The 20978-nt window shown below is 65.2% G+C and carries 21 protein-coding genes; 15 read left to right on the plus strand and 6 right to left on the minus strand.

What is annotated here, in order from left to right; translation table 11 throughout:
• Window positions 1-129: 129 nt before the first annotated feature.
• The 3 genes from ACIPY3_RS20410 to ACIPY3_RS20420 are packed head-to-tail and all read right to left on the minus strand — an operon-like array spanning window position 130 to window position 2555.
• Window positions 130-1026 (minus strand): DUF817 domain-containing protein, encoded by an 897-nt coding sequence (locus tag ACIPY3_RS20410; RefSeq protein ID WP_400336924.1) that lies wholly within the window; start codon window positions 1024-1026, stop codon window positions 130-132.
• Window positions 1019-1819 carry an oxygenase MpaB family protein gene (locus ACIPY3_RS20415; RefSeq protein WP_400336926.1) on the minus strand — a complete coding sequence of 267 codons (801 nt, stop codon included), beginning with the start codon at window positions 1817-1819 and terminating at the stop codon, window positions 1019-1021. The genes ACIPY3_RS20410 and ACIPY3_RS20415 overlap by 8 nt, the downstream gene beginning before the upstream one ends.
• Before the next feature lie 22 nt (window positions 1820-1841).
• Window positions 1842-2555 carry a TetR/AcrR family transcriptional regulator gene (locus ACIPY3_RS20420; RefSeq protein WP_400336928.1) on the minus strand — a complete coding sequence of 238 codons (714 nt, stop codon included), beginning with the start codon at window positions 2553-2555 and terminating at the stop codon, window positions 1842-1844.
• Between the two features lie 134 nt (window positions 2556-2689).
• On the opposite strand from ACIPY3_RS20420, the gene ACIPY3_RS20425 reads away from it, so the two are divergent.
• The gene (locus ACIPY3_RS20425; protein WP_400336930.1) at window positions 2690-3622 is read left to right on the plus strand and encodes an NAD-dependent epimerase/dehydratase family protein; all 933 of its coding nucleotides are present in this window, start codon (window positions 2690-2692) and stop codon (window positions 3620-3622) included.
• 13 nt (window positions 3623-3635) lie between these two features.
• Here ACIPY3_RS20425 and ACIPY3_RS20430 read toward each other — a convergent pair whose 3' ends face one another.
• Entirely contained in the window at window positions 3636-4514 is an 879-nt protein-coding gene (locus ACIPY3_RS20430) for an Abi family protein (protein ID WP_400336963.1), read from the minus strand.
• A 140-nt stretch (window positions 4515-4654) separates the two neighbouring features.
• Window positions 4655-5083: a DUF1016 N-terminal domain-containing protein gene (locus ACIPY3_RS20435; RefSeq protein WP_400336932.1), complete on the minus strand. Its 429-nt coding sequence runs from the start codon at window positions 5081-5083 to the stop codon at window positions 4655-4657.
• A 315-nt stretch (window positions 5084-5398) separates the two neighbouring features.
• On the opposite strand from ACIPY3_RS20435, the gene ACIPY3_RS20440 reads away from it, so the two are divergent.
• From ACIPY3_RS20440 to ACIPY3_RS20505, 14 genes are all read left to right on the plus strand, one after another.
• The gene (locus ACIPY3_RS20440; RefSeq protein WP_400336934.1) at window positions 5399-6979 is read left to right on the plus strand and encodes an alkaline phosphatase D family protein; all 1581 of its coding nucleotides are present in this window, start codon (window positions 5399-5401) and stop codon (window positions 6977-6979) included.
• 206 nt (window positions 6980-7185) lie between these two features.
• Window positions 7186-7848, plus strand: coding sequence for a hypothetical protein (locus ACIPY3_RS20445; protein ID WP_400336936.1), 663 nt, complete (start codon window positions 7186-7188; stop codon window positions 7846-7848).
• Window positions 7849-7880: 32 nt separating this feature from the next.
• Window positions 7881-9128, plus strand: a complete 1248-nt coding sequence (locus ACIPY3_RS20450; RefSeq protein ID WP_400336938.1) for a phage tail sheath family protein — start codon at window positions 7881-7883, stop codon at window positions 9126-9128.
• Window position 9129: 1 nt separating this feature from the next.
• Window positions 9130-9609 (plus strand): phage tail protein, encoded by a 480-nt coding sequence (locus ACIPY3_RS20455; RefSeq protein WP_397323589.1) that lies wholly within the window; start codon window positions 9130-9132, stop codon window positions 9607-9609.
• 1072 nt (window positions 9610-10681) lie between these two features.
• Window positions 10682-10825 carry a hypothetical protein gene (locus ACIPY3_RS20460; protein WP_400336940.1) on the plus strand — a complete coding sequence of 48 codons (144 nt, stop codon included), beginning with the start codon at window positions 10682-10684 and terminating at the stop codon, window positions 10823-10825.
• Window position 10826: 1 nt separating this feature from the next.
• Window positions 10827-11585: a hypothetical protein gene (locus ACIPY3_RS20465; protein WP_400336942.1), complete on the plus strand. Its 759-nt coding sequence runs from the start codon at window positions 10827-10829 to the stop codon at window positions 11583-11585.
• Window positions 11582-13102: a phage baseplate assembly protein V gene (locus ACIPY3_RS20470; RefSeq protein WP_400336944.1), complete on the plus strand. Its 1521-nt coding sequence runs from the start codon at window positions 11582-11584 to the stop codon at window positions 13100-13102. The genes ACIPY3_RS20465 and ACIPY3_RS20470 overlap by 4 nt, the downstream gene beginning before the upstream one ends.
• Window positions 13103-13109: 7 nt before the next feature.
• Window positions 13110-13448, plus strand: a complete 339-nt coding sequence (locus ACIPY3_RS20475; RefSeq protein WP_400336946.1) for a hypothetical protein — start codon at window positions 13110-13112, stop codon at window positions 13446-13448.
• Window positions 13449-13461: 13 nt separating this feature from the next.
• Entirely contained in the window at window positions 13462-13896 is a 435-nt protein-coding gene (locus ACIPY3_RS20480) for a GPW/gp25 family protein (protein ID WP_400336947.1), read from the plus strand.
• The gene (locus ACIPY3_RS20485) at window positions 13893-16514 is read left to right on the plus strand and encodes a baseplate J/gp47 family protein (protein ID WP_400336949.1); all 2622 of its coding nucleotides are present in this window, start codon (window positions 13893-13895) and stop codon (window positions 16512-16514) included. Before ACIPY3_RS20480 ends, ACIPY3_RS20485 begins: the two co-directional genes overlap by 4 nt.
• Window positions 16507-17043: a phage tail protein gene (locus ACIPY3_RS20490; protein ID WP_400336951.1), complete on the plus strand. Its 537-nt coding sequence runs from the start codon at window positions 16507-16509 to the stop codon at window positions 17041-17043. Before ACIPY3_RS20485 ends, ACIPY3_RS20490 begins: the two co-directional genes overlap by 8 nt.
• Entirely contained in the window at window positions 17036-17509 is a 474-nt protein-coding gene (locus ACIPY3_RS20495; protein WP_400336953.1) for a hypothetical protein, read from the plus strand. Before ACIPY3_RS20490 ends, ACIPY3_RS20495 begins: the two co-directional genes overlap by 8 nt.
• Before the next feature lie 36 nt (window positions 17510-17545).
• A complete protein-coding gene (locus ACIPY3_RS20500; protein WP_400336954.1) occupies window positions 17546-18481 on the plus strand; it encodes a PASTA domain-containing protein in 936 nt (311 codons plus the stop codon).
• A gap of 43 nt (window positions 18482-18524) precedes the next feature.
• Complete coding sequence (locus tag ACIPY3_RS20505; protein WP_400336956.1) at window positions 18525-19751, plus strand: pyridoxal phosphate-dependent aminotransferase; 1227 nt, start codon at window positions 18525-18527, stop codon at window positions 19749-19751.
• Window positions 19752-19835: 84 nt separating this feature from the next.
• On the opposite strand, the gene ACIPY3_RS20510 is transcribed toward ACIPY3_RS20505, so the two are convergent.
• Complete coding sequence (locus ACIPY3_RS20510; protein ID WP_400336957.1) at window positions 19836-20873, minus strand: zinc-dependent alcohol dehydrogenase family protein; 1038 nt, start codon at window positions 20871-20873, stop codon at window positions 19836-19838.
• Between the last annotated feature and the right edge of the window lie 105 nt (window positions 20874-20978).

The raw sequence follows: 20978 nt of genomic DNA on the forward strand, positions 1-20978 counted from the left end.
CGGGTTTTGCTGTCGGGAGCCCACTCAACAATCGGCTAGTTGAGCGTTCTGCACTCAACTGTACTCAGCCTCGAAAAGATGTCAATCCAAAGTTGAGTCCAGTCCGCTCAACTTTGGAGTTCAGCATCTCTACTTCCCAGTGTTCACGCGGAATGCCGGGCTCGTTTCGCCTACGGTGAACTGCTCAGGTGGCTCCGGCTTGTACACCCACGCCACGAGCACCACCGAAATGATCATCAACAGGAACCACGCCAGCAGCTTGTCGATCGAGACAGCCTGCCACCCGTTCAACTGGTTCGGGTAGAGCCACGCGCGGGACCACGTGCCGATGTTCTCCGCGAACCAGATGAACAGCGCCACCAGCAGGAACGACACCAGGATGGGCATCCGGAAGCGCTTGCGGAACACCCGGTAGTGCATCACGCACCGCCCGTAGACAAGTACGACGGCGGCCAGCAGCACCCAGCGGACGTCGAAGATGTAGTGGTGCGAGAAGAAATTGACGTAGATCCCGGCCGCTACGAGGGCCGTGATCCATCGTCGAGGGTAGCGGTCGAAGCGGAGGTCGAACAGGCGGAACACCCGGACCATATAGGAACCCACAGCGGCATACATGAAGCCGCTGAACAAGGGAACCGCACCAATTCGGAGGATGCCGTCCGCTTCATAGGACCAGGAGCCGACGTCCGTCTTGAACAACTCCATGACCGTCCCCACCACATGGAACAGGACGATCACGCGAAGCTCACGCAAGGTCTCCAGCCGGAAGACCACCATCAACACCTGGATTGCCACGGCCGCGAGGGTCAGGAAGTCGTTGCTGGCCAGGCCCGCCTCGGAGGGATACCAGAGCCGCACCGCGATGATCACAGCCAGCAGGGAAGCTCCGAAAACGCAGGCCCACGCCTGCTTCAGGCAGAAGACGACGAACTCCGTGAGTCCCGCTCGAAGACGCCCGGCTGATCGGTCCAGATAGCGGTGAGCGAGCCGGTCGATGGACTGTTCAACCGACGTCGAATTACGCATGCCGCACCGCGCGCTCGGCCGGGGCCGGTTTCAAGGCACTCAGGCAATAATCCCGGGGCCAGTGCCGGATCCGCTGCGGCAACCGGGGATACACGTGCCCCACAACACGCATGGCGCGGTCGAAACGCCGGGCATGCACCGGCGTCCAATCGAATCCGAACCCTTGCCGCAGATGGTCCGGCAACAGACCAACCGTCAGGAACCGGGCAACGGGCATCACGAGGCGCATGAGGGCCGGACCGCCCACCGGATAGAGCAAGTCGCGGGCGATCTTCCGTGCCTTCTCGTCCGGCTGCAGCACCGCCATCTGCGCGTTCCAGTACTCGGCGAACGCCGCCCGGTCCGCCGGCCACATGTCCGCCGGAAGCTGCAGGGCGGTCCCGATCCGGGCGTAGTCCCGGTACATAAGGTCCGCGGTCTCGTCGTCGAGCGTTCCATGGACCTGCTCGTAGACAGTGAGCGCCGTGTTGTAGAGGGTGGCCACCACCCAGAGCTGTGATGAGGCATCGAAGGCGTTATAGCCTTTGGACTTGCCATCGGCCGTTCTCCGGACCGGCGCATGGGCCCGATTGACCGCGCGGCGGACAGCGGCGACCTGCTCCTCGGTCCCGTACACCACGGCGTAGACGTACGTCAGCGTGGCCTTGAGCCGGTCTTGCGGACGGTCGACGAAATTGCTGTGGTCCGCCACGCCGTGACCTACCCGCGGGTCGGCGATCTGCAGGAGAATGGCACGCCCGGCACCGGCGAGCAGGACGCCCTCCGCCCCGATATCTGCCAGTCCACGAGCCATCCGAATACTCTACTTCCGCCGCCTACAGCCCGGCGACTCCCTGCAGGACAGCCAGCTGGTGTTCGAAGAGTTCATCGCGGGCGGCAAAGGTGTCCGCGCCGTACTGGCCGAACACCTCAAAACTGACCGCCCCAAACAACGATGTCCACACGAGCACACCCCTCGCGAGCGACGCATCCGGTGCCGCCAGCCCCATCTCCGCGCGGATTCTCGCCAGATCCCCCGCGAGCTTGGGGTGAATTACGACGGCGGGAGGCACCGCCGCTGTCAACGCACCGGCCCGGTACGCGGCGTCGAAAATCCCGACGAGGCGAACAATGACGCGGGTGCCGGGCACCGTGGTGCGCTCCCCAGGGGCTTGGTAGCCGGGGACGGGGCTGCCGAACAGGAGTGCATAGCCGGCAGGTTCCCGAAGCGCCCAGGTTCGGACGGCCTTGCCCAACGCTTGGAACTGCCCCGCGAAGTCCTGTCCGCCGGCGGAGTCCACCGCCGCGTCTACCTCGTCACCGAGATCGTTGTAGGCATCGATGAGGAGGAGGGTCAGCAATTCGTCGCGGCTCTCCACGTAGCGGTAAACGGCCGAGGAGACCACTCCCAGGTCGCGGGCAACTGCGCGAAGGGAAAGTGCGGCAGCCCCATGTGTGGCCAGATGTTCCCTGCCAAGTCGGACGATGTCGGCGATGGTCTGGGCGCGGGCGCGCTGCCTGGGTGTGGGCGGTTTGGGGGTCTCCGGCATGTGGACAGCTTGCCACATTTGAGAGCGTCGTCAACAAAAGAGAGCAGTGCTCTTGACTTTAGAGCGACGCGGGTTCATTCTGAATCCATGAGAGCACTGCTCTCTATTTCACAGGAAGCCAGGAAAGGAACCCCATGTACGTCGTCACCGGAGCAGGACCCGTTGGATGGACCGTGGCTGAAACTCTCGCCTTGCAAGGGAACGAGGTCCGGGTGGTCACCAGATCAGGCAGCGGACCGGAGCATCCCCTGATCCAACGCGTTCGCGGAGACGCCTCTGACGCCGCTCAGTTCAGCGAAGCAGTTCGCGGCGCGCAGGCGATCTTCCATTGCATTCACGGTTCCAAGTACCGCGCAAAGGAATGGGCAGCTGAACTTCCTGGAGCCGAGCAGGTGGTGATGGACGCCGCGGCAGCCGCGGGCGCCGTCGTCGTTTTTCCCGAAAGCCTCTACTCCTACAGCGAGCCGGACCGCATCATGACGGAGGCCGGCCCTCGCGAGGCGACCGGCGGCAAACGCGGCGTCCGTACCTCGCTATTGAAGGCGCGGGAGGCGCACTCGGCCAACACCGCCAGTGTGGTGGCGGGCGACTTCTTCGGGCCGCGGGTCATGATGGCCCACGCCGGGGAACGCATGGTGCCGCTGGTCCTGGCAGGCAAGACGGTCCAGGTGCTGGGCAGCGCGGACCAGCCGCACTCCTTTACGTACGTCCCGGATCTCGCGGCCGCCATGATCGCCGCGGCCCAAAGGCCCGAGCTGTGGAACCGTGTGCTTCACGCGCCGACGGGTCCGGCGACGACCCAGCGCGCACTTGCAGGCGCCTACGCTGCTGCGGCGGAAGTTGGGACACCGAAGGTGAGCGCGATCCCCGGCTGGGTCTTGCGTGTCGCCGGCGTTTTCGCCACGGACATGCGGGAACTGGCCGAGATGCTGTACCAGTTCGAGCGGCCGTTCGTCATGGACTCGAGTGAGAGCCAAAAGCTCCTTGGCCTGGACCCGACTCCCCTGCAGGATGCAGCGGCGGCAACAGTGGCGTGGTGGCAGGCGAAGCGCGCGACGCTGGCTTAAAACCTGCTCGATGTCACTGCGACTGCCATAATGCCAAGTCCTGCCAGTCCTCGGGAAATCCCATGCTTACGTACGGAGAAAGGAGTTCAGCCCCACCTGGGGCGCGAAGTCTGATATCCAACTTCTTAATGTGGGTTCCAAAGGTCAGGTGCCAATTGGTTCCGCCGGAGTGCGACCGAAGCATGAAAGCCAGGGTTGCAGCATAAATGTAGAGTCTCTGATGTGCTTTGGGCGTGGCCGTAAAGTCAGGTCGAGTCAGATGTGCCAAAAAGGCGCCGACGGTGTCGTGCTCCTTGAGCGAGATAGCCCTTTTGAAAGCCCGATTGAAAAGCCGGGAGCCGTGCGCAGACGCGTTCCGGAAGTCGACCATCATCCGGAGCACTGCACCGAAGCGCCGCGGGTGGGCGAACCCAAACATGCGCGCTACCTCGCGAGCATCAGGTGTCTGCATCAATTCAAAGAGATACGGCAAATTTCCGAAGCTCAGCACCTCGGTGACGGCCCAGATAGGGACCTCTTGCTGCGGATACTTCAGCAAGTGATGCTTGAGGAAATCTTCGTCTTCTGCCGCTGCCCCGACAGCGCCCCGCCAGGTGGAGGTCCATGCCTCAAACTTCGTGCGACCTCCCGCGGGCCGATCACAATTGTGCTCATCAAGGAACCTCTTGGACGCATGTGCGGCCACATCCTTCGCCGCGAGGGTATGGGCAATCGCAGCCCTCAGACGAACTTCGAAGTCCATCAGGCCTTCTTGGCAGACGCGGGCGAGTTTGAAATCGAACGCTTCCAACGCCATGACATGGTCGATACTTGCGCCGGGGATGAAGTCATCCGAACGGTACTGGTGGCTATGTCGACTTCGTGGGCCGGAAGAAGTCGTCGAAAGATGTATCGGTACGCACCCGACCGGAAGTAGCCTACCCGGCTAAGGAACGTCAGCGCTGTATCGCGGTCAGGAACTGCCAGACCACGGTCCTCCAGATGTTGAAGCAACTCTTCGCGCTCTTTGAATTCCTTGGTGTACTCCACACTTCACCGACTCGTCCCGTTAACGAAAATTGCCCCCTTGAGCCGAAGCTCAGAGGGGGGCAATGTCTGATGGGTAGAACGTAACACATTTACCTGTGAACCGGGCAGGAGGGCTTCTGGATTGTTGGGCGCGGCGCCGGTGCGAGTGTGCAGGCCGGTGAGGATTTGGTGTTCAAGAGCCGCAACGGACCAACCGTTTTGGACGGCTTTGGACGCATACCAACGCCGCAGATCGTGGTTCCTGACTTTGTTCAGGAGCGTGACGTTGTGGCTCCAACTCAATTGTCCAGACGGTGTCTGGACGATTGGTTCAGGACCGGTCCACGCGGCCGCGAACGCGCGCATGTTGTAGACATTGGTCCGGGAAAATCCCTTCATATGTGGGAATTCCGAGCGCAGGTCACGCGGCAGCTCGGGCTCGATCTGGGTCATGATTCCCCATCCAGGGCAATTGACGGCCCAGACGCAATCGTCCAGACACGATCACGGCAATGGTGCAACAGCTTGTTGCACCTTTGCGCGGTCCAGGCAGCAGCTAAGGACAGAGCGCGCGAGCCGGTCACGGCATTGGGACTCAGTTCCATAGGTCGAGCCTCACATCAGGCACTGACATTCATGGCCGACCCGGAGCTTCCAGGCCATAGGGAATCGCACAGGTCCTGTGATTAACCGTTCTTGTCACACAATTAACCACCCATTCACACCACCCTCGACGTCTGTCAACTAAGGTTCCTTAGCGTCGTGGCCATGGACAACATCACCCGCAGATCCCTCATTTCCGCCGGTCTCGGCGCTGGCCTGGTTGCCGCCCTCCCCAACAATGCGGTGGCCGTTTCAACAGCGGACGACGCCGGTCTCCGCGCCGACCCGTTCACGCTCGGTATCGCCTCCGGCGAGCCGTGGCCGGACGGCTTCGTGCTGTGGACCCGCTTGGCTGTAAACCCCGTGGCCGAAGACGGCTTGGGCGGCATGCCGTCCCGCAACGTCGCCGTTGCCTGGGAAGTGGCAGAGGACCAGGCAATGCGTCGGACAGTAGCCCGCGGCGTCGAACATGCCCGGATCGAAAGCGCCCACTCAGTGCACGTCGAAGTAAAAGGCCTCCAGCCGGGCCGCGAGTACTTCTACCGGTTCCGGACGGGCCGTCACGTCAGCGCTGTGGGACGCACCCTCACCAGCCCCGCCCCCGGTGAAACACCGGCTGCCCTCGCCTTGGCCTTCGCCAGCTGCGCCCAGTACGAGCACGGTTACTTCACGGCCTACTCCCGCCTCGCGGAGGACCACCCGGACCTGGTGCTCCACCTGGGCGACTACCTCTACGAATACAAGAAGGGCAGTTACGTGATCGGCGGCGGCAACCCACGCGACCACGAAGGTCCCGAGACCGTGGGACTGGCAAGCTACCGCCAACGGCACGCACAGTACAAAGCCGACACCGACCTTCAGGCCGCCCACGCCATTGCCCCGTGGCTGGTGGTGTGGGACGACCACGAGGTGGACAACAACTGGGCTGACGACATCCCGGAGAACAGCGACCCTGCCCAGCTCAACGACACCACCGAACACTTCCGGCAGCGTCGGGCGGCGGCATTCCAGGCATACTACGAGAACATGCCCCTGCGCCGGTCCTCGTTGCCGGCGGGTTTCGACATGAAGATCTACCGCACCATCCAGTGGGGCCAACTGGCCAACTTCCACATGATGGACACCCGGCAGTACCGCGACGACCAGCTCGCGGGCGACGGATGGCGGAAGAACGTGGCCGAGCGCCTGGACGAGAACCGCACCATCACCGGCGCCGAACAGGAAAAGTGGCTGCTGGACGGCTTCCGGAACTCCACACAGCGCTGGGACATCCTGGGCCAGCAGGTCTTCTTCGCAGAACGGGACCGCGACAAGGCGTCCGACGTCGACGACGTGTCCATGGACGGCTGGGACGGGTACGCCGCATCCCGCCGCCGCATCACCCAGGGTTGGTTGGACGCGAAGGTGCGCAACGCCGTCGTGCTTACCGGCGACGTGCACCGCCACTGGGCCACGGACCTGAAGGTGGATTACAAGGATCCGGCTTCCCCGGTGGTCGGTTCGGAACTGGTGTGCTCCTCCATCACGTCCACGGGCGATGGCAGCGGCTCAACCACGGACCCGACCATGGCCTGGAACCCGCACTTGAAGTTCTACAACGACAACCGCGGTTACGTGAACACCCGCATCACCAAGGACTCCATGACGGCGGATTTCCGCGTGCTGGACTACGTCACCAGGCCCGGCGCGCCGGTCAGCACCAAGAAGTCCTTCACCATCAACGATCGGGTTCCCGGCCTGGCCTAACCGGTCCGGGGGACCCCACCCAACTGGGGGACAGCACCTGCTTCATTCACGGCTCAGTGGAACGTTTGCTGTCCCCTGGTTGGGTACCGGGCCGGGCGTTTTCAAACGAATGGAGATACCCCTGTTTCCCCAGTGACTACGGGCAACAGCGGGAGTAACCTATTCCCAGTTACGTTTGTGGGTCACCTAACCGCTGGGGTTCTGCCGTGGGCTATGTGCGTTCGTCGCTGTCCGACCTTCTCGGGGTCCTTTCCGACGCCGTCGCTCCCCAACGCGTCAGGTTCGACGACGGCTCCCCCACCGCAGGCGTCCCGGCACCCGACGCTCCAGTAGTAGTCCACGCCGTGGCCCTCAACCGGGTGGGCCGTTCCCGCCGCGACGGACCCGTACTCGATCTTGAGCTGCGCGTAGCCATTGAATGCCACGGCCCCGATCAGCTCGACACCATGGAACGCCTCCTGCTGTCCGTGGAACGCCACAGCCTGTACTCCATCGTTTCCAGCAACGAGTATCGGCCCGGCGAGTACCAGGAAAGCATCGAAGACGGGCTCGGGTTCCTGGTCCGCATTCCCGTCGCGCTGCGCTTCGAAGAACCCTCCGGACCACCCGTCCTGGAGCCACTCATCGCCAAGACCGGCGTTGCCCGGCGTATCCACGGACGCTTGGTGGACGTCCACAACAAAGGCATCCCCGACGCCTACATCCACGCCCATTCCTCCGCCACGGCCGTCGTCAGCGATGCGACCGGCCATTTTGAGGTCCTGGCCTCGGCGGACGAACTCCAGCACTTTGCCGTAGCCGTACGCGGCACTGAACGGGAAGTCTCGGCCAGCACCAGCAGCCTGCCGGTCATCATCCGGTGGACCTGAGCCCGCTAGGCGGGTAGGAAAGGGAGCGCACCATGGCGAACTATCAGGCGCCAGGCGTTTATGTACAGGAAGTGCCCAGCGGCGCGCGAGCCATCGGGCAAGTGAACACGAGCATCGCCGGCTTCGTCGGCCTGGCACCGGACAAGAACGCCCTGGTGGGTGAACTTCGCGTACTGGACAACTGGACCCAGTTCGTGGACCAATACGTCGGCAACGCGGCTGCGGGGACGCCCCTCTCCAACGCTGTCTACGGCTTCTTCTCAAACGGAGGAAGCCGTTGCTATGTGGTGAACATCGGGGCGGACGGCAGCCTGACCGGGACCGCCTCGGCGCCGAACGGACTGACGCTCTTCGAAGCCGTGGACGACATTTCCATGGTGGCGGCCCCTGGCTACGCCACGGCCGAAGCCTACGCGGCACTGCAGGCACACGTTGAACACCCGCTGCGTCAGGACCGCATGGCCATCATGGACACGCTCGAGAAGATAGACGACGTCGGCGCCCTCACCCGGGCGGCGACGTCCGGGGTTCCGGAGGACACGGATTCGTCTTCGTCGACGAAGAAGAGCGACACCACCTCCGTCGCCGAGGCGGACGGTCAGGAGGACTTGGGTGCGCCGCAGTCACCCGGGGGCTACACGGCGCTGTACTTTCCGTGGATCGTGATGATCGACCCCGTTTCCGGCCAGAAGGTAACCCAACCGCCGTCGGGCCATATCGCCGGGGTGTGGGCGCGTGTTGACGCCACCCGCGGAGTCCACAAGGCTCCTGCCAACGAACCCATCCAGGGCGCGCTCGACCTGGTGCGGCGGGTGAGCCGGGGCGAGCAGGAGGTCCTCAACCCCGCGGGCGTGAACTGCATCCGCTACTTCCCCGGCGAGGGCATCCGGGTGTGGGGTGCACGGACCAAGGCCCCCGAAGCCAGCGAATACCGCTACGTGAACGTCCGGCGGCTGACCAACATGATCAAGGAATCCGTGGCGGACGGGACGCGCTGGGTGGTCTTCGAACCCAACGACCACACCCTGTGGAAGTCGATCCGGCGGGACATTGGCGCGTTCCTCACCAACGTCTGGCGGGATGGCGCCCTGCTCGGGACTACTCCTCAACAGGCCTTCTTCGTCAAGTGCGACGAGGAAACCAACCCACCCGAAGTCCGCGACGCCGGGCAAGTGGTCACGCTGATTGGCATAGCGCCTGTGAAACCGGCCGAGTTCGTGATCTTCAAGCTCATGCAGTCGGCCGAAAACACCAGCCAGACCGAGAACGCAGGAGCCTGACATGAGCACCCCAACCCCTGCAGCCCAACCCGGAAACGTGGTGGACCCGTACCGCGCGTACAACTTCAAGCTCGTGATCCAGGGTGTGGTGCAAGGACATTTCACCAACGTCGAGGGTCTGGGCCTGAAGATCGGCCGCATTCTCTACCGTTCCGGCGGCGAAAACAGCACCGTCCGGGTCATCCCCGGCCAAGTCGAATACACGCCCGTCACGTTGAAGTATGGCCTGACCGATTCCACGGAAATGCTGCAGTGGCTTTTCAAAGCAGTGAACGGGACAGTGGAACGGCGCAACGTGTCCATCGCCATGCTCAACGATGCCGGTTCCGCGGAAGTCCGGCGCTGGAACCTCCTGGGCGCCTGGCCGTGCGACTGGTTCGGAGCACCCCTCGATGCGCTGGGGAAGGACCTCGCGATCGAAACCCTGAGCATCGCGTACGACCGCCTGGAGCTCGACGATGCCCGCGCTCCCGTCGCCTGACCCCTTTTCTTGGCGGCGGGCACTGGCCGGACGGTTGCGCCGCGTGGCCGCATGGGTGGAGCCGGTTCGCGGTTCTGACGCCGCCTGGGCGCCTGATGCCAACCTGGGCCCGGCGACGGGTGCCAGCGAGGTGTCCGGCGGGGGTCCCGCGTCGGGGTTCTTTGAGGAAGGCACGACGGCGGCCCGCGGCTTCGACCTCGACGGCGCGCCCGAGCATTGGGTTGCGTTGCTGCGGGATGCAGGACTGGCCCCCAAGGTAGCCGGCGGCTCCGTTCCTTCCAAGCCCCTCTCACCAACTCCGCTTGCAAGGCCCGCTCTGCGTAGCATTCGCCGGCTTTGGGCCGCACAAAAGGCCCCAAAGCAGGAACCCACTCCTGCTGCGGGGCCCGCTCCACGTGCTTCCGAGCATCCAATGAACGCAAAGCAGGCCCCTCAACGGACACCTGCCCTGCGGCTTCGCACACCATCCCAACCCGAAACACCCCAAGCCTCCGCAGGGACTCCCCTTACTGGGCCCGCTTTACGCCCCAACCAGCCACCAAAGAGCGCAGAGCAGGCCCCACACGTCGTTCGCATCCAGGCGCCTCCCGTTGCGGGGCCCGCTATGCGTGCTCCCGAGCATCCAATGAACGCAGAACAGGCCCCTCAAGGAATACCTGCCCTGCGGCTTCGCACACCATCCCAAGCCGAAACACCCCAAGCCCCCACAGGGACTTCCGTTGCTGCCCCCGCTGTACGTGCTTCGGAGCACCCAGAAGACGCAGAACAGGCCACTCAACGGACACCTGCCCTGCGGCTTCGCACACCATCCCAAGCCGAAACACGCCCAGCCCCCACAGGGACTCCGGTTGCTGCCCCCGCTGTACGTGCTTCGGAGCACCCTGAAGGCGCAGAGCAGGCCCCACAGCGAACTCCGGCCATCAGGATGCGCAAACCATCCCAGCCCGAAACACCCCAAGCGCCCACCAACACTCCCGTTGCGAGGCCCGCCCTGCGCCCCAACCAGCCACCAAAGAGTGCAGAGCAGGCCCAGCAACACAGTCAACGCCAGCCAAACCGTACCCACTCCCCCTTGCACACCCCAGCCCCCGCGCTGCAAGGCACCTGGCCCGAACTCGCGCCCAGGCCCACGCTCCAGCAAGCACACCCGGCAAGCGCATTGACCCAGACCATCGCCCGCCAATCCCGCCTGGACCAAGAGCAGCAGGCGGTCTGACATGGAACGGGTCGCCTTCCTGATCGAGGACACCGGGGAACACCTCGGCTGCTTGCTGAACCCCGAGACCGTCGTGATGCAACGCACGGCCGGCGTGGAGCCGCGAAGGAGCGCGGGCGGCAAGCTCAGCGGCACCGGGTTGGCGGACGACCCCCTCCTCTTCACCGGCGGCGGCCACACCGAATTGCGGCTGGATCTCCTGTTCGACGTCGACCTCGCGCCGGCGTCGCTCCATGTGCAGGACGTGCGGCAGATGACCCGGCCCATTTGGGCGCTCGCGGAAAACAGCGCCGAAGTGGAGCGGCAACGTCGGCCGCCGTCGGTCCGTTTTGTCTGGGGACGCGCGTGGAACGTGCCGGGTATCGTCACGGAAGTGGCGGAACGGTTCGACCGTTTCGCGCCGGACGGTTCACCCCTGCGGTCGTGGATGCGGATGGTGTTCGTGCGGGTTGGCCAAGCCGCGGATGAGGAAGGCGGCGAGAACTACGAGCTCGCCCAGCGCCTCCCCGCCGTGGACCTGACGGCCCCGCCCGTGGACACCCTTCAGGTCACGGGAGACGGCAGCACCGACCGGGACATGCCAATGCCCGACGGCGGTGACCTCCTTCCCGAGGTGCCGCCGGCTGAGTTGGGGCGGCTGTCCGTTGAAGCGTTCGGCACTCCCCTGCTCTGGAAGCTGCTCCTGGAGTACAACAACATCGACGACCCCTCCCACTTCAATGGACCCCTCGCTGTCCCGCCGGTCGGTGAGGCGCCATGAGGCAACTCCAGGGCCTTCCCGAGCTCATCGTCACGCTCGGCCGGCGGAGGCTCAGCACCGCAGAGACCGCAGCCATCGTGTCCGTCAACGTGCTTAGTTCCCTGGCGAGGCCGGCCCAATGCCTCATCACTTGGCGTCCGGGGCCGGGCCGGACAGCCGCAGCCCGGGGCGTGGTGGACCCCGCGCCCGGCGATGCCCTCCGGGTGGAACTTGGCGGCCAACGTACACCGCTGTTCGCGGGTGAGGTCACGGTGGTGGAGTACAGCTACGGGGCGGACCTTGGCCAGGAAATCCGTGTCCGGGCCTACGATGCTTTACACCGGCTGAGGAAACGCCAATTCACGCGGCTGCACTCCGATACGGACCTTGCCACCCTGGCCAAGACCCTCTGCGACGGGACAGGACTGAACGTGGTGGGCGGCGGCGAGCGCCTGGGCAACGTCTACCAATGCGCCCGAACGGACCTCAGCCTGCTCGTGGAACAAAGCGCCCGCGTTGGCACCTATCCCGTGGTCCACGATGGCACGCTGACCCTCACCGGGCTCGACGGCGACGGCGAACCCGTGGACCTCATGCTCGGCTCGACGCTCCATTCCGCGGAGATCGAACTCAGCCAGGAACCTGCCTTCGCCAGTGCCGCAAGCAACGGCTGGCGCGCGGAGGACGCATCCACCCATGAGGCAACAACCAGCACCTCCAACGCCAAGGCCAGCGTCTCTGCCGACCCGGGCCTGGCCAGCGTGGGTGCAGGCGGTCCCGTCCGGAGGGACAACGAACTCCTGGACAACGCTGCGCTCGCGGACGGTTTGGCCCACGCGGAGTTGGACCTCCGGATGGCCGGGCAGGTGACCGGTATTTTCGTCGCGGAGGGCAATCCCAGGCTCCGCGCTGGCGGCAGGGTCAGGATCACGGGAGTTGCCTCGAATATCGAGGGCACGTACCTGATCGCAAGCGCCGCGCACCGGCTGGACGGGACGGGATACGAAACCACAGTGACCACCCGGCCGCCCACCGCTGCACCGGAACGGAGGCCTGATGTGTTCACGCTCGGGATCGTCGTGGACACCGAGGATCCCGAAGCGCGGGCACGGACGCAGGTCCGGCTACCGGCCTTTCCTGACCTCCACACCGCGTGGGCGCCGGTCCTCACACCCGCTGCGGGTCCGGACAAGGGGCTCGTGGCCACCCCCGCTCCGGGCGACACCGTCCTGGTGCTGCTCCCGGCGAGCGATCCCGCCCAGGCAATCGTCCTCGGTGGTCTCTACGGCCGCGAACAGCCGCCGGACCATAACGTAGGGACGCCCCGGCACAGCCGCTACACCTTCCGGACCGCTGGTGGCCAGCAAGTGATGCTCGACGGCGGTGCCCGCACCGTCAGCCTCACGGACGGCCACGGTTCCTCGGTGGAACTGGGGCCGGACAAGTTTCGCATTACCGCGGCCACTGACCTGGTGCTGGAAGCGCCGGGCAGGGCCATGAAAATCCGCGCGAAAACTGTCGACTTCGAGGAGGCCTGAAGACACCATGAAAATCCTCGTCAAGGAAGCAATCCTGCGTTGCGGGCACGACGGCAAGGTGGAAAACGTCCCCTCCCAGGAATGGGTTCGCATCAAGGCGTCCGAAGTCCTGGTAGCCACGGATCCACAGGGCCGGGACATCAGCATGTGCCCGAATATCGGCATCAACATCAAGCCCTGTAACAAGACCTTGCCCGTGACCAAGGGGTATTCAACGTTCATCAAAATCGGCGGCAAAGCCGTGTGCCTGGACACTGTGGAGGGCTTCACCGACGGGACGCCTCCTGGCGCGGTGAAGTACAACGTCCGACGGCCCGGGCAGACGTTCGTGGAGGCCGGCTCATGACAGGAAGAACACCGTGAGCGCCCCGCGCTACAAGTCCGTAGCCTTCATCCACCCGGACTTCGACGCCACCGCCGGGCTGCCCGGGCTCAGGATCACCCCGGCGGGCAGGCTGGCCACTGTCACGGACGCCGCCTCGGTCCGGCAGGCCCTTCTGCTCCTGCTGAGCACACGGCCGGGCGAGCGCGTGAACCGCCCGACGTACGGCTGCCACTTGTTCCGCCTCGCGTTCGCCCCCGCCGATGACACCACCGCCGGTCTCGCCATCCACTACGTGGCCAAGGCCGTGGAACAGTGGGAACGCCGCATCACGGTCCTGTCCCTGGACGCGTCACGCTCAGCCGAAAGCCCCGAGATCCTTGAGGTCCGGCTGAAGTACCGGGTCAGGACGTCCCAGCTCGAGGATGAAATCGTCATCGCCTTGCCCGTGGAATCCGGAGGTGCAGCATGAGCCTTCCCGTCCCCAACCTGGATGACCGGAGCTTCGCGGACTTGGTTGCCGGCGCTCGCGAACGGATCCAGCAGATCGCCCCCGAATGGACCGACCTCTCCGTGCACGATCCCGGAATCACCATCGTGGAAGCCTTCGCGTACCTGACCGACACCCTCATGTACCGGCTGAACCGCGTGCCGGACAAGCTGTACGCCGTCTACCTGAACCTGCTGGGCACGTCCCTCTATCCGCCGAGTTGCGCGGAAACCATGCTCGAATTCAGCAGGGCTTCGGCCGCAAACACCGACCAGGAGATCCGCATCCCCCGAGGGACACGGGTCAGTTGCCCACCCGGCGTTCCGGGCACACCCCAGCCGGTCTTTACGACGACGGCGGCAGCCACCCTGGCTTCCGGCCAGGCCAGCGTCCTGGTCGCCGCAGCCGACGTCACCATGTATGACGCCATCCCGATCGGGACGGGAACGGGCCGGCCCGGCCAAAGTTTCGTGATTCCGAATGCGCCGATCGTTTCGGGCGCCGGCCTGGCAATCGCCGTCGAAGTTCCTGCGGGGACGCGGCTGAGCAGCGGCGAGGCGGTGCTGGTTGATGGCAAGGCGTTCCGGTACTGCCAAGAGGTGGAGGCGTTCGCGGACGCGGGTCCCGGGGAGATGCCGGTGCGGATCGACCGGAGCGCCGGCGTCGCCATGTTCGCCTGGTGGGACGAGGAGTCCGCAGAACGGACCGATCAAGCGCTGGTACCGGGGCCGGGAGCCGGGGTCCGCGCGTGGTTCCGCAGCGGCGGGGGTGCATCCGGAAACGTGGGCGCAGGGCAGTTGACCGTGCTGAGGACACCCGTGCCCGGCGCGAAAGTCACCAACCCGGAGCCTGCCACGGGTGGCCGGGACGGTGAGTCCCTGGAGAACGCGTTGCGTCGGGCTCCCCAGGATTTCCAGGCCCGGGACCGCGCGGTGACTGTCCGCGATTACGAGGTCCTGGCCAGACGGCACGCCGGTGTTGGCCGCGCCCGTGCCTTCACACGCCGGGACCTGTGGGCCTTCGCGAAGCCCGGCGAAGTTGAAATCGTTTTGGTTCCGTTCGTCCCCGGTGGCCGCGACGCCGGCCCGCACCCCCTCAGGGCAGCGGAACTTGATGCGCATGCGCGGGACGAAGTGCGCTCTGACGTGGAACAATACCTGCGCAGGCGGTCCACGGTTGGCGCCGAGCCTGTAGTGCGCTGGGGCCTCTACAAGCAGGTGCTGGTTGACGCGCGGATCGTTGTTCGTCCCGATGAGGACGCCGAGGCCGTGAAGTCCCGGATCGTGGGCCGCCTGTCTGAAGGCATCAGCCCGCTGAGCCCCGATTCGTCGTCGTATGGTTCAGGTTTCGGCAAGCCCCTCCGCGTCTCGAACCTTTACCGGGCCATGGAGGAAGCCGAGCCGGGAGTGCAATACGTGGACCGGGTCCGCCTGGAAGTGGACAAGGTTCCGGACACCGACGCTGTGGGACTGGTGCAGGCCGAGGGCCAGGACAACACGTGGTTCGTGGCGCAGGACGGCATGCTCTTCCGAACCACCAACGCCGCCGACGGCTGGGAAGCCTGCGCGGAGTTCACCACCGCAGATGCGGCTGCCGGGTCGGAGGAAACCGTCCGGGCCATCGCGCCCTTCCGTACGCCGGCCCCCGGCCGGGCCGGGCCTGAACGGCATCCCGGAATGGTGGCCGTCAGCACTGTTACTGACACTGGGTCGCGCGTCTACATCAGCGACGACCTTGGCGAATCGTGGCGCAAGGCCGCGGAACTGGGGTTCGTCGTCGCGGATCTGTGCTGGGTGGACCGCCAAGGCGAGCCGCTGCTCCTGCTCGCCGGCGAGCGCGGCCTCTACGAACTTCCCGTCACCGAGGGCGCCATTCCGGTTCAGAACGTGGTGGATGTGAGCCAGCCGGACCGTGGCTTCTATGCGGTTGACGCCCTGGTGGACATCCGTGGCCGGACCGGCGTGGTGGTGGCGGCCGAAGCATCGGCCGGCGTGTGGCTTTCCCCCGACGCCGGGACCGCCGGGAGTTTCAAGCAGGTCAAAGCGGCCGGCGAGGATATCCGCTGCCTGACGGTCCAGTACGACGGCGGCGCGAGCTATGTGTGGCTCGGCCGCGCAGTGCCGGAGGGCACCGGGACGGGATGCCTGCGGTTGAAGATCGACGAACTTGGCCGCACTGATTTCGACCAGGAGTTCATGGATTCCTGGGAGCAGTTCAGCACAGGATGGACCGGCGGGAGTTGTTGGGGTGTGCACGTGATGGGCAACGCTGCCTACGCGGCCACCCAGAGCGGCGGCGTACTCCGATTGCAGCTGGGGCAGGCATCGGCCCAATGGAGTGTCCCGGACGTGAACTGCAACCTGCCGTTGCGGGACCGTACCCGGTTCGAACCCGTGCGGTCGGTGTCCGGAGCGGTCCTCCCCGAAGGGGGTGCTTTGGTGCTCGCCGCCGGTCCCAAGGGCGTTTACCGCAGCAAGGACAGCGCCGTGTCCTGGGAGAGCTGCACCCGCCGGGTGGTGGAGGACGTCGTCACCCTTCCGGACACGTGGCTGTTCTGCTCGGGCGACCACCGGATCGAGGTGGTCCGCGGCAATGGCTGAGACGTCAAAACTCCTGAGGGTGCTGCCCGAAGTGTTCCAGGTGGCGGCAGACACCAGCCCACCCATGCAGGCGCTGCTCGCGGTGGCAGAGGACATGCACGCACCCGTCCGGCAAGTCTTGGACCGCATCCATACCGTTCCGGATCCAAGACGGGCACCGGCGTCGTTGATTCCGTTCCTGTCCCGCTGGGTGGACCTGGACTGGCTGACCTTGCCGGGGCCCGAAAGTTCGCGCTCCGGCAGCATCCCCGTCGCCCGGCAGAGGGACCTGATTGTTGCGGCAGCACAGTTGTCCGCCCGCCGCGGCACGGTTGATGGACTCACCCGGTTCCTGCACCTGGCCACGGGAGTCCCGGGGTTCGACGTCGAATCCGTGCCGGGTGCCTTCCATATCAAGGTCATGGTTCCCGCTGCCGCCGCGGATCAGCTGGAACTGGTAGGCAGGATCGTGAAGGGCGTGAAGCCTGCGCATGTGACGGATGAGCTCATTGTGCGGCCGGTAGGTGAAACCGGTGGTCCCGATGAATAAGGAGAACCGGACACCCATCCTGGTTGTCCTTGCCTGCGGGGTGATCGCGGTCCTGGTGCTGGTCTTCGGCGTGAGCTGCGGCGGCGGGAACAACAACGCGGCTGGTGACTGGCAGGCAGGCTTCTCCGGGGCTGCCGCAGGGGGACGACTCACGGGCGCGGATTTGTCGGTGAGCGGCGGATCCTGTTCCGTCTCCGACGCCCAGCTCACCGTCACCGGAGCTTGCGTGCTCGAGGTGAAGGAATTCGGTGGCGGCCTGTTCTCCTTCGGACCACCCACCAAGCGGGCACGGCTGGTCCCACAGCAGCCGGTCACGGTGTCGCTCTTCATCCAGGGCACGCGCGCGGAGCAGGACTCCGGCCCCGGCAAGACCGTGGACCTGACGTTTGGAACCTCGGGCGGGCAGTTGGGCATCACGTGCCGGGCGCTCGGGGCTTGCGTGCTGCAACTGCAGGAAGCGGGCTGACATGGAACTATCCACGCGGACAAGAGGAGTTAGGCCATGACCACCATCACCATGACGTTGAGCTCCCCCGATGTGATCCTGAAGGACGGCAAAGGATCACTGACGGCCTCCGTCACCAACGGCTCCCCCGGACCCGAGCGGGTAGTCCTCGGCGCCTTCCCCGGGCAGGTGACCAATCCGCCGTCGAAAACGTACACCACCATCCCCAACCCGCTGCGGACCATCGCAGCCGGGGCCACCGAACAGTACGTGGTGAACTTCGACACCGCCGGCGCTGCCGCGGGAAGCTACCCCGTGAAACTGATCGCGTACTCCGCAGACGACGCCCCGGAAGACTACGCCGATCAAGCCCACGTGGTCACGCTCAACGTGCCGGCAGCCGAGGCGCCCAAACCGGCCCCGAAGTTCCCCTGGCTGTGGGTGATCATCGGCGGCGTGGTGCTCCTGGCGATCATCGGGGCGATCCTGTTCTTCATCTTCAAGGACGCCAACGTGCCGGATGTGAAAACCAAGCCGGAAGCGGAAGCGGTCAAGATCCTCACGGACGCGGGGTTCTCGGTGGGCAGCAGCCAGGTCGAGAGCACCGAAGCCGAAGGCACGGTGGTCAGCCAGGACCCTGCCGGTGGAGAAAAAGCCGGACGAGGCAGCAACGTCAATATCGAGGTCGCCATTCCTGCCCGTCCTACCGTGCCCGACGTCCTGGGCAAACGGATCGAGGATGCCAAGGTGGCGTTCCAAGCGGCGAAGATCCAATTGGACTTCACGCAGGGATCGCAGTGCTTTGGCTCCGCTTTTGAGCCGCTGTTCCGGCCGTGCATTGTGGTGGGCGTGAACCCGGACGTCGGAACCAAGGTCAACGTCAACGCGCTGGTTCTGGTGCGGACCGAGCCGAGGTCGATCATCGTCGTCGACCCACTGCCCAACATCTGCGTGACCAATCCGCAGTTCTGCGTCCAAAGGCTGCAACCTTGAGACGGGTTTACACGCTGGGCCCTGTGACATGAAAAGATCAACCATGCGTCCGATGCAGCACTCCAGCAAACTCCAGAACGTCCGGTACGAACTCCGTGGGCCCATCCTCCAGGCCGCCAAGGCCATGGAAGCCGAGGGTCACCGCATCCTCAAGATGAACCTCGGGGACACCGCACCATTCGGGCTGGAAGCGCCGGAGTCCGTGGTGGTGGACATGATCCACCACATCCGCGGAGCGCAGGGGTACAGCGATTCCAAGGGCATCTTCTCCGCCCGGACCGCGATCTCGCAGTACTACCAAACCCGCGGTTTGATGAACATCGGCGTGGAGGACGTCTTCATCGGCAACGGCGTCAGCGAACTCATCTCCATGACCCTGCAGGCCTTCATGGAAAACGGCGACGAAATCCTCATCCCCGCCCCTGACTACCCCCTCTGGACGGCCACCGTCACGCTCACGGGTGGCAAGGCCGTGCACTACCTCTGCGACGAGGACGAGAACTGGTGGCCGAACATGGCCGACGTCGAGGCCAAGATCACCCCGCGCACCCGCGGTATCGTCATCATTAACCCAAACAACCCCACGGGCGCGGTCTACCCGCGGCACATCCTGGACCAGTTCGCTTCCCTGGCGCGGAAGCATGATCTGGTGCTGTTCTCGGACGAGATCTACGAAAAGATCCGCTACGTCGACGCCCCGCATATCCACACAGCGTCCATTGCGGACGACATCTGCGTTCTCACCTTCAGCGGGCTCTCGAAGGCCTACCGCATGCCCGGTTACCGCGCGGGTTGGGTGGCCGTCACGGGACCCTTGGCTGCCACCGCCGCGTACCGGGAGTCCCTGGAGCTGCTCGCATCCCTGCGTTTGTGTTCCAACGTCCCCGCCCAACACGCCATCCAGACCTGCCTGGGCGGATACCAAAGCATTGAGGCACTCATTGCACCGGGCGGACGCCTCCGCGAACAGCGGGATCTCGCCTGGAAACTGCTCACTGCCATCCCCGGAGTCTCCTGCGTCCCTGCCGCAGGTGCCATGTACCTGTTCGTGCGGCTCGATCCCGAGGTCTACCCCATCGAATCCGACGAGAAGTTCGTCCTCCAACTCCTCCAGGAGCAGAAGATCCTCGTCTCCCACGGCACGGCGTTCAACTGGCCCACGCCGGACCATTTCCGGTTCGTCATCCTGCCCAACGTGCGGGACATCGAAGAAGCCGTGCGCCGGATCTCCCACTTCCTCGCGGCGTACCGCAACCGCCCCGCGGACTAACCCGCCCAAGTAGGGGACAGCACATGTCCCACTGAGCGCTCAGTAGTGCATGTGCTGTCCCCTACTTGGGAGAGCACGCTCGTCCTAGCGCGTCGGGTCGATCATGGTCATGCCCGCCACGGTTGCCTTGTCGAAGCCGGGCAACAGCGCCGCTGCTTCGTCCAGGCCAATGGTCCGTTCGATCAGCAGTTGCGGCTGGAGCCGGCCCTCCTCGATCAGTGCCATCATGCCGGGATAATCCACTGCGGCCATGCCGTGACTGCCCAGCAGATCGAGTTCCCAGCCGATCACGCGGGCCATGGGCACTTGCGGGTTGCCGTTGATGGACGGCAACAGACCAATTTGGACGTGCCGACCCCGCCTGCGAAGGCTGAGGATCGCGTCGGCGCACGTCTGTTCACTTCCGACGGCGTCAACGGCCACGTGGCTGCCTCCGCCGGAGAGGACGCTGACTGCTGCCGGAATGTCGGTGCCGTCCGCCAGCACAGTATGGTCCGCTCCCAGTTGCGCCGCCACAGCCAGCGCCTCCGGGTTCCGATCCACCGCGATGACCCTGGCCCCCATGGCCTTGGCAATCATCACCGCGCTCAGCCCAACACCCCCTGCTCCCACCACGGTCACCCATTCATCTGGCTTGACCTGCGCCCGGGCCGCGAGAGCCCGGTAGGCCGTGGCGAAGCGGCAGCCGAGGCTGGCCGCCGTCGTGAATTCAACGCTGTCCGGGATGGCAACCAAGTTGCTGTCGGCCGCGTGGAGGGCCACATATTCGGCAAAGGATCCCCAGTGGGTGAAGCCCGGCTGCTCCTGGTCGGGGCAAACCTGCGCTTCGCCGGCCAGGCACCATTCGCATTTTCCGCAGCCGCAGACGAAGGGAACGGTCACGCGGTCGCCGACGTTCCAGCGCTGCACGCCAGGCCCGACGGCGGCAATCACCCCTGCGAGTTCGTGGCCCGGGACATGTGGCATGGCAATATCGTCGTGCCCGGCCCACGCGTGCCAATCGCTGCGGCACATACCGGTGGCCACAACCTTCACCACCACGCCGCCGGGCAGGGCTTCCGGCACCGGGACGTCCCGGACCTCGGGCTGGCTACGGACTTCGTCAAAGATCACTGCTCGCACGGATTCGACTTTGATGCTCCTATTGTTGTCAACGGCTGTTGTGCCACGCGGCCGCGCAGGTTACCGTGGCCGCCGCTCCGGCCTCAAGGGTCGCTCCTGCGATCG

Source organism: Paenarthrobacter sp. NPDC089714, assembly GCF_044748905.1.
GTDB lineage: Bacteria > Actinomycetota > Actinomycetes > Actinomycetales > Micrococcaceae > Arthrobacter.

What these genes read in the sequence shown, in the direction of transcription:
- ACIPY3_RS20410 (WP_400336924.1), bottom strand. Translation starts at nt 1,026, where the DNA reads ATGCGTAATTCGACGTCGGTTGAACAGTCCATCGACCGGCTCGCTCAC.
- ACIPY3_RS20415 (WP_400336926.1), bottom strand. Translation starts at nt 1,819, where the DNA reads ATGGCTCGTGGACTGGCAGATATCGGGGCGGAGGGCGTCCTGCTCGCC.
- ACIPY3_RS20420 (WP_400336928.1), bottom strand. Translation starts at nt 2,555, where the DNA reads ATGCCGGAGACCCCCAAACCGCCCACACCCAGGCAGCGCGCCCGCGCC.
- ACIPY3_RS20425 (WP_400336930.1), top strand. Translation starts at nt 2,690, where the DNA reads ATGTACGTCGTCACCGGAGCAGGACCCGTTGGATGGACCGTGGCTGAA.
- ACIPY3_RS20435 (WP_400336932.1), bottom strand. Translation starts at nt 5,083, where the DNA reads ATGACCCAGATCGAGCCCGAGCTGCCGCGTGACCTGCGCTCGGAATTC.
- ACIPY3_RS20440 (WP_400336934.1), top strand. Translation starts at nt 5,399, where the DNA reads ATGGACAACATCACCCGCAGATCCCTCATTTCCGCCGGTCTCGGCGCT.
- ACIPY3_RS20450 (WP_400336938.1), top strand. Translation starts at nt 7,881, where the DNA reads ATGGCGAACTATCAGGCGCCAGGCGTTTATGTACAGGAAGTGCCCAGC.
- ACIPY3_RS20455 (WP_397323589.1), top strand. Translation starts at nt 9,130, where the DNA reads ATGAGCACCCCAACCCCTGCAGCCCAACCCGGAAACGTGGTGGACCCG.
- ACIPY3_RS20465 (WP_400336942.1), top strand. Translation starts at nt 10,827, where the DNA reads ATGGAACGGGTCGCCTTCCTGATCGAGGACACCGGGGAACACCTCGGC.
- ACIPY3_RS20470 (WP_400336944.1), top strand. Translation starts at nt 11,582, where the DNA reads ATGAGGCAACTCCAGGGCCTTCCCGAGCTCATCGTCACGCTCGGCCGG.
- ACIPY3_RS20475 (WP_400336946.1), top strand. Translation starts at nt 13,110, where the DNA reads ATGAAAATCCTCGTCAAGGAAGCAATCCTGCGTTGCGGGCACGACGGC.
- ACIPY3_RS20485 (WP_400336949.1), top strand. Translation starts at nt 13,893, where the DNA reads ATGAGCCTTCCCGTCCCCAACCTGGATGACCGGAGCTTCGCGGACTTG.
- ACIPY3_RS20490 (WP_400336951.1), top strand. Translation starts at nt 16,507, where the DNA reads ATGGCTGAGACGTCAAAACTCCTGAGGGTGCTGCCCGAAGTGTTCCAG.
- ACIPY3_RS20495 (WP_400336953.1), top strand. Translation starts at nt 17,036, where the DNA reads ATGAATAAGGAGAACCGGACACCCATCCTGGTTGTCCTTGCCTGCGGG.
- ACIPY3_RS20500 (WP_400336954.1), top strand. Translation starts at nt 17,546, where the DNA reads ATGACCACCATCACCATGACGTTGAGCTCCCCCGATGTGATCCTGAAG.
- ACIPY3_RS20505 (WP_400336956.1), top strand. Translation starts at nt 18,525, where the DNA reads ATGCGTCCGATGCAGCACTCCAGCAAACTCCAGAACGTCCGGTACGAA.